This window comes from Melghirimyces algeriensis (assembly GCF_900182565.1).
GTDB lineage: Bacteria > Bacillota > Bacilli > Thermoactinomycetales > DSM-45169 > Melghirimyces > Melghirimyces algeriensis.
Genome location: NZ_FXTI01000008.1, coordinates 100517 through 116809, shown reverse-complemented (window position 1 = coordinate 116809; position 16293 = coordinate 100517). Strand labels below are relative to the sequence as shown.

The following is a 16293-nucleotide window of genomic DNA, read 5'->3' as shown; positions in this document are numbered from 1 at the left end:
GGGTACCATGCACGAAGACATCCGAGAAGTGTTGCTGTCCGAGTCTGATATTCAAAGAAAAGTGAAAGATCTGGGAGAACAGTTGACAAAGGACTACCAAGATCTGCATCCTTTGTGTATCTGTGTGTTAAAGGGCGCTGCCCCGTTTATGAGTGACCTGGTCCGGGCGATCCAAACCCATGTGGAAATGGACTATATGGCTGTTTCCAGTTATGGGACATCGACGGAATCCTCCGGTGTGGTTCGCATTATCAAGGATCTGGATACCAGTGTGGAAGGGCGCCATGTGATTGTCGTCGAAGACATCATTGACAGCGGTTTAACCCTTAGCTACCTTCTGGATCTTTTGCGTCGCAGGAATGCAGCGTCCGTCCGGGTGGTTACACTGTTGGATAAGCCTGGACGGCGCACCACAGGTTTAAAGCCGGACTATTGTGGTTTTGAGGTTCCTGACGAATTTGTGGTCGGATACGGACTGGACTATGCGGAAAAATATCGCAACCTGCCTTATATCGGTGTTTTGAAAGAAGAAATATACAGAGAAGATCCATAAGTTGTTACCTGCATTCGCCTGTGGTAAAATGATGAAAGTGGATTTTTGAGAGGAGGTCAAGGATGAAAAGCATCTTCCGGAATGCCGGATTGTATATAATACTCATCCTTGTCGCATTCGGGATCGGCAATGTATTAATGAATCCCGGAACGGAGACGGAAGCGATTTCATATACCGAGTTCCAGCAAAAGATGGAACAAGGAAAGATTGAAAAAGTAACTGTTCGCCCGGAAGGAAATACGTACTATATCGAAGGAAAGTACAAGGGGACGGACAAGACCTTTACCACCAGTGGACCTTATGGTGAAGGCAGTACACTTGTTAAGGATCTTGAAAAAGCAGGTGTAAAGACAAACTACGAGAAAGCGAAGGGTGATTCCTTCTGGATTACCCTGCTGACATCGATTGTACCCTTTGTCATCATCCTTCTCCTCTTTTTCGTCTTGCTCAATCAGGCGCAAGGCGGCGGAAACCGGGTCATGAATTTTGGCAAGAGCAAGGCCAAAATGTACAACGAGGAAAAGAAAAAGGTAAACTTTAACGATGTAGCGGGAGCCGATGAAGAAAAGGAAGAACTTGTTGAAGTGGTTGATTTCCTGAAAGACCCCCGGAAATTCTCCACCGTTGGCGCCCGCATTCCCAAAGGTGTACTGCTCGTTGGACCACCCGGTACCGGTAAAACCCTTCTGGCACGGGCAGTGGCTGGTGAAGCCGGTGTACCCTTTTTCAGTATCAGTGGCTCCGATTTTGTGGAAATGTTTGTCGGAGTCGGGGCTTCCCGTGTTCGCGACCTGTTTGAGCAAGCCAAGAAAAATGCTCCCTGCATCATCTTCATTGATGAGATTGACGCGGTGGGTCGTCAGCGGGGTGCCGGTTTGGGCGGTGGACACGACGAACGGGAACAGACATTGAACCAATTGTTGGTTGAGATGGACGGCTTTGGGGCAAATGAAGGAATTATTATCATGGCAGCAACCAACCGTCCGGATATTCTGGACCCTGCTCTGTTGCGTCCAGGTCGGTTTGATCGGCAGATTACTGTGAACCGTCCCGATGTCAAGGGTCGGGAAGAAGTACTGAAGGTGCATGCCCGGAACAAACCCTTGGCCGGTGATGTTCGGCTCAAAACGATCGCTCAGCGAACCACAGGATTTACCGGGGCAGACCTGGAAAATCTCTTGAATGAAGCAGCCCTTCTGGCAGCCCGACGCTCGAAGAAAAAGGTTACCATGGCAGAAGTGGAAGAAGCGATTGACCGGGTGATTGCCGGTCCAGAGAAGAAGAGTCGGGTGGTCAGTGAAAAAGAGAAGCGGACAGTCATCTATCACGAAGGTGGTCACGCTGTAGTCGGGTACTTCCTGGAGCATGCGGAAGAGGTACATAAGATTACCGTGGTTCCCCGTGGACAGGCGGGTGGCTATGTTGTCATGCTTCCCAAGGAAGACCGCTTCCTGATGACGAAAAACGAGCTTCTGGACCGGGTGACCGGATTGCTGGGCGGTCGCGCCGCAGAAGAAGTGGTTTTTGGTGAGATTAGCACAGGTGCACACAACGATTTTGAAAAGGCGACCAATATTGTACGCAGTATGATTACGGAGTACGGTATGAGCGACCGGCTGGCTCCGATGCAATTTGGACGGAGTCAAGGTCAGGTCTTCCTCGGCAGGGATCTGGGGCATGAGCAGAATTATTCTGATGCCATTGCCTATGAGATTGACCAAGAAATGCAGGAAATGATTAATAAGTGCTATGAGCGGGCCAAAGCCATCCTGAATGAAAAACGGGATAAACTGGAGCTTATCGCCCAGACGTTGTATAAAAAGGAAACCCTGGATGCTCAAGAGATTCGTCAGTTGATGGAGAATGGAAAGCTGGAGAAACCGATCAAGGAAGACTCCGAGGTATCCGTCAATATCCAGGGGAAAGAGGAAAACGAAGAAACGGAAACAGCCCATCATACCGATCGGACTTCTGAAGAGGAAGCCACGGATGGGAAAGATAAAGGTGAAGACGACAATAACGGATGATCCTGTAGAAAAGGGGATGCCATTCCATAATGGCATCCTTTTTTGTTGAGCGCTTTGGAGAAAAAAGTGTGATTTTATGATAGGATGCAAGTGAGGTGCTTTTCTTATCATAAAGTTGGACAACGGATGCAACCTATAGTGGAAGGAACAATCCATAGAATGAATCATGGGAGGAGCGTGTGGCTTTGGCACTGAACAAGACGAAGACGGCGGTTCCCAGTGATATTGAAATCGCTCAGCAGGCAAATATGTTGCCGATTGAGGAGATTGCTGCTCAATTGGGGTTAAAGGAAGAAGATCTGGAGTTATATGGCAAATACAAAGCCAAAATCTCTCCCGGTGTCTGGGATCGGATCAAGACCCGGACGGACGGTAAACTGATTCTGATTACTGCCATTAGCCCTACGCCGGCTGGAGAAGGGAAGTCCACGGTTACGGTGGGTCTTGGGCAAGCGTTGAACCGGATTGGAAAAAAGGCGGCTGTTGCACTGCGGGAACCTTCTTTGGGGCCCAGTATGGGCATGAAAGGAGGAGCCGCTGGGGGAGGATACTCTCAAGTGCTCCCCATGGAAGATATTAACCTTCACTTCACCGGGGATCTTCATGCGATTACCACCGCACATAATGCCATTTCTGCGATGATTGACAATCATATTCATCGTGAAAATGAATTGGGAATTGATCCCCGGCAAATCGTCTGGAAACGGGTATTGGACCTGAATGACCGAGCGTTGCGGAATATTGTGGTCGGTCTGGGAGGAAAGGCGCATGGAATGCCGCGGGAAGACGGGTTTGATATTACCGTTGCATCTGAGTTAATGGCCATTTTATGCCTTGCCAGCGATTTGGAGGATCTAAAAAACCGGATTGCCCGGATTGTTGTCGCTTACCGCTTTGACGGTTCCCCTGTAACCGTGGCGGATCTGGGGGTGGAAGGGGCGGCAGCACTTCTCTTAAAGGATGCCATCCAACCCAATCTGGTACAAACGTTGGAAAATACTCCTGCCTTTATTCATGGAGGACCCTTTGCCAATATCGCCCATGGATGCAACTCCCTGATCGCCACTCGGCATGCACTCAAACTCTCCGAATATACCGTGACAGAAGCTGGTTTTGGTGCGGATTTGGGAGCGGAGAAATTTCTTCATATCAAGAGCCGTTCCGGGGAGTTAAAACCGGATGTCGCCGTGATTGTGGCAACGGTGCGGGCATTGAAGATGCATGGAGGCGTTCCCAAAAACGACCTGACAACCCCCAACCTTGCGGCATTGCGCCAGGGAATGGGGAACCTGGAACGTCATTTGGAAACGATGGAGAACTTTGGTCTGCCCAAGGTGGTAGCGATTAATCGGTTCCCGACAGATACCGAAGAGGAATTGGAATGGATTCGCCAGTGGTGTGAAGAACGGGGCACCTCGGTTAATCTTACGGAAGTATGGGAAAAAGGAGGAGCCGGCGGTGAAGCACTCGCCTGGGAAGTCGTCCGCCTGGCGGAATCCGGGAAGTCCCGTCTGCAATACCTGTATGATCTGGATCAACCCATTCGTTCCAAAATCTCGGCCATTGCTCAGAACGTATATGGAGCCGAGGGAGTGGATTACACGCCCAAGGCGGAGAAACAGATCCGTGAGATGGAGAGCCACGGATGGGGTAACTTGCCGATTTGTATGGCAAAGACCCAGTATTCCCTCTCCGATGACCCCGCATTATTGGGTCGTCCGGAAGACTTTCGGATTCAGGTGCGGGAATTGCGTCCCTCGATTGGAGCGGGATTCCTCGTTGCTCTGACCGGGAATATGCTGACGATGCCGGGTCTGCCCAAAAAACCGGCTGCCCTTGGAATGGACGTGGATGCGGAAGGTCGTGTGTTTGGACTCTTTTAAAACGGCCGGACAGACTGGACATCTACATGAAACGATGGCTGACGATTCGTGTGGTTACGGACAGAGGTCATCGTTTTTGTTGATTTGAATCAGGCGTTCCCCATTGCTATGATGAGAATGAATGTCTACTCAAAGCAGGTGGATAGATTATGTTAATGGCAATGGATGTGGGTAACACGCATATTGTACTCGGAATTTATAAAGGGGATGAACTCCTGTATCACTGGCGGGTTCATACGGATAAGAATTCCACCGAGGACGAGTATGGAATGCGATTGAAAGGTTTGTTTAATCATGTGGGCATCGGGTTAGAAGAAATTGACGGGGTAGTCATCTGTTCCGTCGTTCCCCCTCTTACCCATGTTCTGAAAATGCTCATTCGCAAGTACTTCCGGGTGACCCCGGTCATTGTGGGTCCCGGAGTGAAGACAGGTCTCAACATTCAATATGAAAATCCCAGGGAAGTGGGAGCCGATCGGATCGCCAATGCTGTCGCTGCATTGGATCGGTATGGTCCCCCGGTGATTGTGGTGGATTTTGGAACAGCCACGACCTTCTGTTTTATCAATGAAAAAGGGCATTATGTCGGCGGGGCAATTACTCCGGGGATTTATGTATCCACGGAAGCGCTGTATCAACGGGCTTCGCAACTGACACGGGTAGAAATCGTCCAACCGGACAGTGTCGTGGGACGAAACACCGTAAAAGCCGTTCAGGCCGGTGTGTTTTACGGATATGTCGGAGTGGTGGATGGGATCGTCTCCCGAATGAAAGCGGAGATGAAGCAAAAACCCACCGTTGTAGCCACCGGCGGTCTGGCGGAACTGATCTGTGGAGAAACCCGAACCATTGACAAAGTGGACCCCCTTCTCACCTTAAAGGGGTTAAAACTGATCTATGAACGGAATCGATCATCGTAATATCTGAAAGGCCCGTAGAAAAACGGGTCCTTTTTTATTATTTTTTTCCATGCTAAAATGGAACAGATTTCTAGTTTGAGAGAGGAGAAAAAATGTTACAAAAAGCAAAGAAATATTTCTTGATCAGTTGGGTCTTTTTGATGTGGGGAGGTCTGTTGATCCATTTTGCTTTAACATCCTTATATTTAACACCGAACAATCCACTTAAAGAAAATGTAAAGTTTCCCCTTTATTTTTATATGGAATCTCTGTTTTCCCAAAATTGGAAACTATTTGCCCCTAATCCAACTTCCCAAAATGCAAGCTTGGAGTTAACAGCCAAAGTATGGGATGAAAGTCACAGAAAATGGATAGTAAAAGATTGGGTTAGCATTACCAACGAAACGATTCGCCCAATTCAAACCTATAGATTAAATAAAAATGCTTATATATTGGATTTACATTTGAAAGCGGCAGATAAGTTTAGATCGGATAGCCTGGAGAGCGAAAGAATAGGAAGGCAGATGCTACAGTCCATTGCGATAAGAGAGGCGAAAGAAATATGGAAAGGGCAACGAATCAAAGCTGTTCGAGTTCGCGCTGTCTATGCTACCATTCCTCCTTATGAAAAAAGAGATCAAAAAAGTAGCGAATGGCGTATTGAAAGAAAGGATACAGGATGGATGGATTATTCTCCACAAAAGGATCAGAAGGAGGGAATGAAGTGATTCAGCGCTTTATTGAATGGTCCAGTAAAGAACGGTTGCTGATCGGAGCAAGCCTCATCCGAGTTCAATTTGCATTGATTCTCCTTACCTTTTTCATTCTTAATTACGGACAGCGGGATCTGCTTTGGGGACCTGATGGAATCTGGTCTTATGGTAATTTTTTATCCTCTCACAATAATGGCATTCTGAATCTATTCCACTTCAGTGCCAGCAATCTTTTTTTTGAAATACTATTTCACCTCTTTATCGTGATTCTGGTGTTATATCTTTTGGGGATTCGAACACGACTCACGGGGCTCTTGGTGTTTATTTTTTTCTGGTCGTTTTATTATCGCAACCCAGCCATTATGAATGGGGGCATGAATCTTCTCCGATTGGAACTACTCTATTTGATGTTTGCCAATACAGGAGCATATTTGGCATTGACACCGGAAAAACCCGTCAGGGACATCATGAAAAAGTCTCTATTGGAAAAAATGATAGCAGTATTACATAATGTTGCTGTAATGGCAGTGGCATTGCAAATTATTCTTGTTTACTTTACGGCTGGGATTTATAAAGTGATGGGGTCCTATTGGCAAGATGGGACCGCGGTCTACTATGCTTTGCGCCTGCATGAATTTTACTGGCCGGGTGTTAATGATTGGATTTGGAATCAGACGTGGCTCGTCGTTTTAGCCAGTTATGGAACCATATTGATTCAAGTGATGTTTCCTGCTTTCATTGTCCACCCCAAATTAAAATACTTCGCACTGGCTGGAGTTGTATCCATGCATATTGGGATTGCGTTTACGATGAGTCTGTTTTTCTTCTCATGGATTATGATTGCTTCCGAAATGATTTTGTTAAATGATGAGGATTACCGTAAAATAAAACAGTGGCTGAGAAAGCTAAAAGAACTGGCGATATATTTTAGGGATCATAAATTGGTGTTCAGGTATGAGGAGGAGAAGTGATGAGTGACTATGTGATTCGAGCCACGGCGTATGAAGGAAATGTGCGAGGGTTTGCCTGTTTGACAACCGATTTGATGAATGAAATGCAGAAGCGTCATCATACCTGGCCCATCGCCAGTGCCGCTCTGGGGCGTGTTGTATCCACCGGAGCGATGATGGGGATGATGCTAAAAAATGATCAGGATAAAATCACCATCCAAGTCCAGGGAGATGGTCCCCTGGGTCAGATTATCGTGGATGTAGACGGTAAGGGTCATGTGCGAGGATATGTGGCAAATCCGGCCGTTGACCTTCCCAAAAACGCTCAGGGGAAGCTGAATGTCGGGGGTGCTGTCGGCAAAGGAACCCTGAATGTGGTCAAGGATTTGGGGCTGAAAGAACCGTACCGGGGAAGTGTCAAACTGGTTTCCGGTGAGCTGGGAGACGACTTTACCTATTATCTGACCGTATCGGAACAGGTTCCTTCCTCTGTAGGTGTGGGGGTTCTGGTGGCACCGGATGCAACCATTCTTCATTCCGGCGGTTTTATTATTCAGGTGATGCCGGGGGCGGAGGATTCGCTGATCCAAGAGCTGGAACAGCAAATCGCCCATATGCCTTCTGTGACCCGACTTTTGGAAAAAGGGGATCAACCGGAGGATTTGTTGCGCCGAATCCTGGGAGAAGACCTGAATATTATGGAAAAGCAATCCTTATCCTTTCAGTGTCATTGTTCCACGGATCGGGTCAAAGGCATGCTTCGCAGTCTGGGAAAAGAGGAACTGAAACAATTGATCCGGGAACAGGGAAAAGCAGAAGTGACCTGTCACTTTTGCAATGAAATCTATCAGATTCCCCAGGAAGATCTGGAGAAATTGCTGGACGAAGCCTGAGATTCAATCCGACCGGTCTCTTAAGAAAGGGATGGTCGGATTTTTCATTTTCAAAAAATGGGCTTGATTCCCGATTTGACAGCGGTGTCTGGAATTGGTACGATAAAGACATTAAAACCGATTGAATTACTTGGTATAAAGACAGGAGGTCCTTCCATGCTTGTGGCCAACACGATTACCGAGTTAATAGGAAACAGTCCGGTTGTGAAGTTAAATCGGATTGTGGGCAAGGCGGATGCCGATGTTTACTTAAAGTTGGAATATTTTCATCCAGGCAGCAGTGTGAAAGATCGGATTGCACTCAGTATGATTGAAGATGCCGAAAAGAAGGGACTGCTTCAGCCGGGAACCACCATTTTGGAACCCACCAGCGGAAATACCGGGATTGGTCTGGCGATGGTGGCAGCGGCCAAGGGCTATCGAGCGGTTCTGGTGATGCCGGACACGATGAGTACGGAACGACGCAACCTCCTCCGCGCCTATGGAGCGGAACTGGTACTAACTCCTGGGGCTGAAGGCATGAAAGGGGCGATTCAGAAGGCGGAGGAATTGGCCAAAGAAATCCCGGATGTCTTTATGCCACAGCAGTTTAAAAACCCGGCCAATGTAAAGGTTCACTATGAAACCACAGGTCCGGAGCTGTTGAAGCAGATGGACGGTCAGATCGATGCGTTTGTATCCGGAGTGGGTACTGGAGGAACCATTACCGGTGCGGGGCGGTTTTTAAAGGAAAACCTGCCCGATCTCCATATTGCGGCTGTAGAGCCTTCCGCATCTCCGGTGTTATCGGGTGGTGAGCCGAGTCCCCACAAAATTCAGGGGATCGGTGCCGGATTTGTACCGGACATTTTGGATACCGCCATCTATGATGAAGTGATTACAGTGGAAAATGAAGATGCCTTCAAATGGGCCCGCCGCATGGCCAGGGAAGAAGGAATTCTGGGTGGAATCTCCTCCGGGGCCGCTGTTTTTGCCGCACTGAAAATCGCCCGTCGGCTGGGTGAAGGCAAACGAGTGGTTGCGGTGATTCCCAGCAATGGAGAGCGCTATCTCACAACGGATCTGTATCAATTTGAAAAATAACCATGACTCGTTCCAAAACCTCGCATATGCGGGGTTTTTTTATTATCACTGCAACACCATGACCTCATGCCAGATTGCAGAAAAAAGGCGGGAGAAGCTTCTACCTTCCGGACCACAGGCGTAAAAATGTACATAGTTCATGATAATGAGCACATCAGCGTGTGTGGAGGTGGGGTAAGATGGCGGATCAACATCCATCCAGGAGAAAAGGCACGGATAAAGGAAGTGGGGAGCGAATTCATGACCTAAATCAGCGGATCAAGTATTTGCAGAACAAAGAGCAATGGCATCGGCGTTTACTGGAACAGAAGGAAAAACATTTGCAGAGGGTGGCAATGAAAACCAAAGAATACCGGACGTTGTTAAAGAAGTGGGATCATGTATACAAAGGCTGGCAAGCAACAAAAGAGAAATTCAAACAAAAGCTGGCGGAGAAAGATCGGAAACTTGAGCAATTACAGCAACAATTGCAAAAGATTTCGGTGGAAAATGAAACAATTTCCCAAGAGGCAGAACTGCGGGAAAAACTAGATGCCAAAGAGAAGGAACTGCATCAGGAACGGGAAGAAAAAAAGAGATTACAGGAAGAAGTAACCCGGCGTAATCACAAAATTCAACAAATGAATCAGATCCAAAAGGAGCAACGGAGAAAACTGGAAAAGCAGGAGCGATCGGTGGAAGTGTTACAAAAGGATCAGCGTTCCTTGCAAAAGATATTGAGAGAAAAAGAGGAAGCGTTCCAAAACCAAATGAAAGAGGTGCAAATGGAGAAAGAGCGCTTACAGCAAGAAGTGGAAACCGCACAGCAGGAAGGAAAGCGGTTGGATGAACAGGAGAAAAAACTTCGTCAAGTCATCAACACCCAGGAAGAAGAGTTGAAAGCGTTGCGTTCTGTGCGAAAAGCGCACCAAAAAGCGATGACGAAAGTGGACAAATTGCAAAAGGAATTACAACAGGCAACAAATGAGCGGAAGCAGCTCAATGAAGAAGTGGTCGCTCGGAAACAGGCACTGGAGAAAAAGGAGCAGGAACACCAGGCAACCTTGAAGAGGGTAGAGGACTTAGCCCGGAAAATGAATGAAAGGGAGGCATTCTACCAAAAAGCGTCGGATGCAAAAGAACGGTTGTTGCAAGAACAACGTGAGCGGGATCAGGTGAACCGTAAAAAGTTGGAACAGAAAGAGGAGATTATTGCAAGGTATGGGCAAAAGGAAGCAGAAGAATCTCAGAACGTCAAGCAGTCGGAGACGGAATGAAGCCCCATTTTATTTGTCATGGGGTTCTGGGGGTTTTTCTTGCCAATCTGGAATCTCCCAATCTATCAATAGATTCCTGTTTATGGTAGAATGGAAATGTTTAAAAACCATTGGAGCGGAAATTTGCAGGAAACCATTTAGGATGGAGATGAAATCATGCTTCTGTTTACCATTCTTTTCTCGCTTCTGTTTCTGACTCTGTATCCGTCAGCCTGGAAACATGGAGGCAAGGGGTTTTATTGGGTCCAGCTTCTTCGCTGGGTAGCAGGTTTATTATACAGTGCATGGACATTTTATGTGAAGCTGGTGGATCAGACACCGGAAGCCATGCTGGCCAACTTTGCCTGGATTGTGGCGGTTTCTCTCCTGATCGATTCTTTGTGGTTGGCTTCAGGGAAATGGGAGAGGCGCATCGGACAGTTGACCAGCGTAGCCATTTTGTTGGGCGTGGCTTATTTCCTTCTGATCTATCCGATCACCATTGCCCAGGATCAGTATGAATTTGTGGATGCCAAGGTTTCAAAAGAAAAACTGGAACCCATGAATGAAAAGCACCTTCCGGTGGTCCCCAGAGAATATGCGGAATATAAGATTGAAAAAGTATTGGGGAAGGTCAAAAACTATTTTTTCTATGATCTGGGCGAGCTGGCTATCCAAAAGATTGACAATCAACTATATTGGGTAGCACCCATTGAATACAAAGGATTTTTCAAATGGTGGCAAGGGGATACCGTTCCCGGATATATCCGGGTCAGTGCAGAAGATCAACGGGCGACGGCAGAAGTGGTAAAAGCCCGGATGAAATACGTCCCCAGCGCCTGGCTGGGGGAAAACCTGTATCGTCGGGTACGGGCGCAATATCCAGATGTGGTACTGATGAATGCCTCGTTTGAACCGGATGAAAAGGGAAAACCTTACTACGCCGTCTCCTATGGAAGCTATGAAAAATACAGACGGGTTCGGGATGTAGAAGGCGTTATCCTGTTTGATCCCTCCAACGGTGAGATGAAAAAATACGCTCGGAACAAGGTGCCCGCGTTTGTCGATCAGGTGATCCCCGCCGATGTGGCGATTGAGCGGAATCAATGGTTCGGAAAATACAAGCATGGATTCTTAAATTCCCTGTTTGGAAAGCGGGATGTACATATTCCCACGGAATGGGACGAAGGGGAAGATGAAGTGATTGCCGCTTTTGACCGATCCATGCGGATGCATTGGGTAACCGATCATACACGGGATGAAGAGGATGCCGGGTCCATGGTGGGATATACCATGATGGATTCTCGCACCGGAAAAATAACCTATTACACCGGAGTGGATGGACTGCTGAACGGATCTTCAGCGGCCAATGTAGTCTCCAAAACCTTCAAGGAGAAACAATGGGAGGCCCCCGCACCCATACTGTACAATGTTTACGGGGAAAACACCTGGGTGTTACCCGTGCTGGACGGCAATGATGTCTTTCGTAAAGTGATGTTGGTCAACGCCCGTGATGAAAAGGTATATGCCTATGGAGACACCAAACGGGAAGCATTGAATAAGTATCAATATGCCATCTCCACCAATCTGGAAAATGATGAAGCAACACCCACCAATCAATCGGAACAGAAAAAAGAGAAAGGCAAAGTCATCGCAGTTTATAAAGACCGGATTTCGGAGGAGAATGTCGTTGTACAGTTTCTGATTGAAGGAAACGACAAAATCTTTACTGTCAACTCCTCCAAATTCCCCTATGCGGTATTCCTGGAGAAAGGGCACAAAGTGGCATTTTCCTATCTGGAAACCAAAGAGAAGGTTGTGGCAGTGAAAACCTTTCAGAATGAATCCTTGGACAACAAGGGGAAAAAGAAAAAGGATGAATAGTTGGCACTTAAAAATATAAGATCACCCCACAATCAGGGTGATCTTTGTTGTACGATGAAATCGTTTTAAAAAAGGGTAGATCAGGATTTCTCTGTGTATGCTCTGCCTAACAGGTATCACGATATTTCATACCCAGTCTTCAGACTGGTATGTTTTGTCTTATGGTTTCCTGCCGGAAGGGAAACCTTTTTTCAATGGGGGATTTGTTGTAAACTAATGAAAGAATACATGCATGTATGTACAGAAACTGCTGAAAAAGGTAATAAGAGGGGGATTTTCGGTAGAGCATCCTTTTCCGACGACCCAGCGGAGCCGCCGGAGGTCCCAACCGTTTAGCGGATATTTTGTCCGTTGGTTGGGACCGGAGGGGGTGAAGCGGACTCCTTCCACTTCTTTGCTGGAGGAAAGAGATGCGGAAACGGAAATCTCCCCTTCAACACTTTGTTTATGCATGCATGTGGATCGTTTCTGCATGGACAGATTAGCGGAGGAAAGAAGAGAGGAGAAGAGGGGAGATGAGCGTATGATTCTGATGATCGACAACTATGATTCCTTTACCTATAACTTGGTGCAATATCTGGGCGAGCTTGGAGAGGAGCTTTCCGTCGTCCGAAACGATCAACTGGACACGGAAACCATTCAGCGCATGAACCCGGAGGCTATCGTTTTGTCCCCCGGACCGGGAACGCCGGATGATGCAGGGATTACCCTGGAAACGGTTCGCCGGTTTGCCGGGGAAATCCCGATGTTGGGCGTTTGTCTGGGACACCAGAGTATTGCCCAGGCCTTTGGCGGACAGATCGTTCAGGCGGATCGGCTGATGCACGGAAAAACGTCCCCGATTGTTCATGACGGAAAGACTTTGTTTCAGGGAATTCCCTCCCCGTTTCGGGCCAATCGGTATCATTCCTTGATCGTCGATCCTCAGAGTGTGCCGGAGGAATTTGAAATCAGTGCCCAAACCAGCGAAGGGGAAATCATGGCGATTCGCCATCGGGAGTTCCCGCTGGAAGGGGTACAGTTTCACCCGGAATCGATCATTACCGACCATGGAAAGCGGCTGTTGGCCAATTTCCTGAACGTATACAGCAGACGGACGACAGAAACGCGATAAAAAATATCAATGACATGGGCGGAATCCGCCCAACCCTGGAGGTGAACACCGATGGCCCAAGCAACCATGCAATCCAGAATGCAACCGATCCAGGCGGGTCCCTATACCCTTCCGGTCCACCGTCGCACCGTGGTGATGGGGATTTTAAATGTCACCCCGGATTCCTTTTCCGATGGAGGACGGTTCAACCAAAAAGAGCGAGCTATCCAACATGCGCAACAAATGGTCGCCGATGGGGCGGATCTGATCGATGTGGGGGGAGAGTCTACCCGACCGGGGCACCAGCCGGTTTCTCTGGAAGAAGAGCTGGAGCGGGTGATTCCCGTGATCCAGGCCCTGTCTCAAGCCGTAGACGTTCCCATCTCGGTGGACACCTATAAAGCAGAGGTTGCCCGTCAGGCGGTTGAGGCGGGAGCCCACATCGTCAACGATGTATGGGGATTGAAAAAGGATCCGGAAATGGCCCGGACCGTGGCGGAACTGGATGTTCCGGTGATTCTGATGCACAATCGGGAAGAAGCCCGCTACACCTCACTCATGGAGGAACTTTGCCACGACCTGATGGAGAGTGTCCATTTGGCGCGGACCGCAGGAGTGAAGAAAGAACGGATTATTCTTGATCCAGGGATCGGGTTTGCCAAATCATATGAGGAAAATCTGACTGTCATGCAAAACCTGGAGCAAATTACGGATTTGGGCTTTCCGGTGTTGCTGGGAACCTCCCGCAAGTCCATGATTGGGCACACCCTCAACCTCCCCGTGGAGGAACGGGTGGAAGGAACCGGGGCAACGGTAACCCTGGGGATCAGCAAAGGGTGTCAGTTTGTTCGGGTCCACGATGTGAAAGAGATGGTTCGGGTTTGCCGAATGACCGATGCGATGGTGCAGGCGACCGGAGGAGTGGAATAATGGATCGGATCTTTTTTAACCAGATGGCTTTTTATGCATACCACGGCGTCTTTGCTGAGGAGAATAAACTGGGTCAACGGTTTCTGGTCGATTTGGAACTGGGGTTGGATCTTGCTCCGGCGGCTCAGGGGGATGACCTCAACCAGACCGTTGATTATGGAAATGTTTACCAACAGGTGAAAGCCGAAGTGGAATCCGGTCCTTTTGCTCTCTTGGAAACCGTTGCGGAACGAATCGCGGGCAGCTTACTGGCCAATTTTCCCGTGGAAGAGGTGAAGGTTCGTCTCACCAAGCCGGACCCGCCGATTCCGGGGCATTATCAGTCGGTAGGTGTCGAGATCACCCGGAGACGCTCCTCATGACAAAAATCATCGCCTATATCGGTTTGGGGAGCAATCTGGGCCGCCGCATGGCCAACCTGGAGGAAGCTGTGGACCGTCTGCATCACCGCGAAGGAGTCCACGTGACCCGCCTCTCCCCGGTGTATGAGACGGCTCCCGTCGGCTATGTGAACCAGCCGGATTTTTTAAATGCCTGTGCGGAGATCAAAACCACCCTCTCCCCGATGGACCTGTTGCATACCTTATTGGATGTGGAACGGGAGCTTCACCGCGTACGGGTGATGCGGTGGGGTCCTCGCACCATTGATTTGGATCTGCTTCTTTATGGAGACCAGATCATTCAGACGGAGGACTTGACCGTTCCCCATCCCCGGATGACGGAGCGCCCCTTTGTACTGATTCCTCTCGCCGACCTAATACCGGAACGGATCATTCCGGGAACAGGAAAAACCGTGATCCACTGGGTCCGGGAAACCGGGCAGCCGGAAGATCTGGTTCGAAGCTCTGATACCTTTTGTTCATATACTGTGGCGAAAAAGGAATCCCTCCCTTCTGGAAGCAAGGAGGTGTCTGATGGATGAAAAAGAGAACGCTGAAAATTGGACCGGTGGAAACAGAAAACCAAGTGGTGCTCGCCCCCATGGCTGGTGTTTGTAACCCTGCATTCCGGCTGATTGCCAAGGAATTTGGTTGCGGGCTTGTCTGCGCGGAGATGGTCAGCGACAAAGCCATCCTTCACGGAAATGAACGAACCCAAAAGATGCTGTATGTGGATGAGCGGGAAAAGCCGCTTTCCCTGCAAATCTTTGGCGGGGACAAAGACAGTTTGGTGGAAGCGGCCAAGGTGGTAGACAAACAAACCAATGCCGATATCATTGATATCAATATGGGGTGCCCGGTGCCCAAGATTATCAAATGTGATGCAGGTGCCCGCTGGCTGTTGGACCCCAATAAAATTGAAGAAATGGTTTCCGCTGTGGTAAAGGCCGTGGATAAGCCGGTAACCGTCAAAATGCGCATGGGCTGGGATGATCAACACATCTATGCGGTCGAAAATGCGCAGGCACTGGAACGGGCCGGAGCCCAGGCGGTTTCCCTCCATGGCCGTACCCGCCAGCAGATGTATACCGGCGAAGCCAACTGGGATATTATCCGCCAGGTAAAAGAAGCCGTCCAGATTCCGGTGATTGGAAACGGCGATATTCAAACCCCCCAGGATGCCCAGCGGATGCTGGATGAAACCGGATGCGACGGCGTCATGATTGGCCGTGCAGCCTTGGGGAATCCCTGGATGCTGTACCGAACGATCCATTATCTGACCACGGGGGAATTACTGCCGGAACCCACCCCGCGCGAGAAGATTGAGATTGCCCTGTTGCACATGGATCGACTGATTGACCTGCGGGGAGAAGAGGTCGCGGTTCGGGAAATGCGCAAACACGCAGCCTGGTATCTGCGGGGATTGCGGGGGGCCGCAAGGGTGAAAGACCAGGTGAACGAACAGACTACCAGAGAGGGAATGGCACAGGTGCTGACCGCATTTGTAGAGAAACAGGAACAGCGCATGCAACAACGAAAGAAACAGTCGGCCTAGTCTCGGGTCCAATTTTGCAGGGTGGCTTACACACCCGTTATGAACATTGGACCCTTTCGCCGCCGGGAATCGGCGGCTTTCTTCAATGGACGATGAAACGATTTGACCCAAACGGGAAAGAACGAGAAAATAATGGATAAATATTGCCGGGAAGCGTTGTATTCATGCTTAGATAAGGGGTGCATTTACCCGAATTAGCGACTTTGCTGTCCTGC

General features: G+C 48.9%; 15 protein-coding genes. All 15 read left to right on the top strand.

Translation table 11 applies throughout. The features are described 5' to 3' along the window. Positions 1-7 precede the first annotated feature (7 nt). The 15 genes from hpt to dusB all read left to right on the top strand — a co-directional run bounded on the left by hpt (position 8) and on the right by dusB (position 16078). The gene (gene hpt / locus FN782_RS12255; protein ID WP_142506096.1) at positions 8-553 is read left to right on the top strand and encodes a hypoxanthine phosphoribosyltransferase; all 546 of its coding nucleotides are present in this window, start codon (positions 8-10) and stop codon (positions 551-553) included. A 62-nt stretch (positions 554-615) separates the two neighbouring features. Further along, the gene (gene ftsH / locus FN782_RS12250) at positions 616-2580 is read left to right on the top strand and encodes an ATP-dependent zinc metalloprotease FtsH (RefSeq protein ID WP_246064938.1); all 1965 of its coding nucleotides are present in this window, start codon (positions 616-618) and stop codon (positions 2578-2580) included. 179 nt (positions 2581-2759) lie between these two features. After that, positions 2760-4463 carry a formate--tetrahydrofolate ligase gene (locus FN782_RS12245; protein ID WP_425462709.1) on the top strand — a complete coding sequence of 568 codons (1704 nt, stop codon included), beginning with the start codon at positions 2760-2762 and terminating at the stop codon, positions 4461-4463. A 149-nt stretch (positions 4464-4612) separates the two neighbouring features. Next, positions 4613-5383 carry a type III pantothenate kinase gene (locus FN782_RS12240; protein WP_142506095.1) on the top strand — a complete coding sequence of 257 codons (771 nt, stop codon included), beginning with the start codon at positions 4613-4615 and terminating at the stop codon, positions 5381-5383. Between the two features lie 92 nt (positions 5384-5475). Beyond that, positions 5476-6090 (top strand): DUF5819 family protein, encoded by a 615-nt coding sequence (locus tag FN782_RS12235; RefSeq protein WP_142506094.1) that lies wholly within the window; start codon positions 5476-5478, stop codon positions 6088-6090. Next, a complete protein-coding gene (locus tag FN782_RS12230) occupies positions 6087-7046 on the top strand; it encodes an HTTM domain-containing protein (protein ID WP_185956266.1) in 960 nt (319 codons plus the stop codon). The genes FN782_RS12235 and FN782_RS12230 overlap by 4 nt, the downstream gene beginning before the upstream one ends. Continuing rightward, positions 7046-7918 carry an Hsp33 family molecular chaperone HslO gene (gene hslO, locus FN782_RS12225; protein WP_142506092.1) on the top strand — a complete coding sequence of 291 codons (873 nt, stop codon included), beginning with the start codon at positions 7046-7048 and terminating at the stop codon, positions 7916-7918. The genes FN782_RS12230 and hslO overlap by 1 nt, the downstream gene beginning before the upstream one ends. 156 nt (positions 7919-8074) lie before the next feature. Further along, positions 8075-9001 carry a cysteine synthase A gene (gene cysK / locus FN782_RS12220; RefSeq protein WP_142506091.1) on the top strand — a complete coding sequence of 309 codons (927 nt, stop codon included), beginning with the start codon at positions 8075-8077 and terminating at the stop codon, positions 8999-9001. 179 nt (positions 9002-9180) lie between these two features. After that, on the top strand, positions 9181-10257 hold the full coding sequence (locus tag FN782_RS12215; RefSeq protein WP_142506090.1) for a coiled-coil domain-containing protein: 1077 nt from the start codon (positions 9181-9183) through the stop codon (positions 10255-10257). Positions 10258-10413: 156 nt separating this feature from the next. After that, positions 10414-12120 carry a hypothetical protein gene (locus FN782_RS12210; RefSeq protein WP_142506089.1) on the top strand — a complete coding sequence of 569 codons (1707 nt, stop codon included), beginning with the start codon at positions 10414-10416 and terminating at the stop codon, positions 12118-12120. A gap of 523 nt (positions 12121-12643) precedes the next feature. Then, a complete protein-coding gene (locus tag FN782_RS12205; protein WP_142506140.1) occupies positions 12644-13234 on the top strand; it encodes an anthranilate synthase component II in 591 nt (196 codons plus the stop codon). Positions 13235-13285: 51 nt separating this feature from the next. Further along, positions 13286-14143: a dihydropteroate synthase gene (gene folP, locus FN782_RS12200; protein ID WP_142506088.1), complete on the top strand. Its 858-nt coding sequence runs from the start codon at positions 13286-13288 to the stop codon at positions 14141-14143. Continuing rightward, positions 14143-14505: a dihydroneopterin aldolase gene (gene folB, locus FN782_RS12195; RefSeq protein ID WP_142506087.1), complete on the top strand. Its 363-nt coding sequence runs from the start codon at positions 14143-14145 to the stop codon at positions 14503-14505. The genes folP and folB overlap by 1 nt, the downstream gene beginning before the upstream one ends. Beyond that, complete coding sequence (gene folK / locus FN782_RS12190; protein WP_142506086.1) at positions 14502-15065, top strand: 2-amino-4-hydroxy-6-hydroxymethyldihydropteridine diphosphokinase; 564 nt, start codon at positions 14502-14504, stop codon at positions 15063-15065. The genes folB and folK overlap by 4 nt, the downstream gene beginning before the upstream one ends. After that, positions 15062-16078: a tRNA dihydrouridine synthase DusB gene (gene dusB / locus FN782_RS12185; RefSeq protein ID WP_142506085.1), complete on the top strand. Its 1017-nt coding sequence runs from the start codon at positions 15062-15064 to the stop codon at positions 16076-16078. Before folK ends, dusB begins: the two co-directional genes overlap by 4 nt. The last annotated feature ends 215 nt before the right edge of the window (positions 16079-16293 follow it).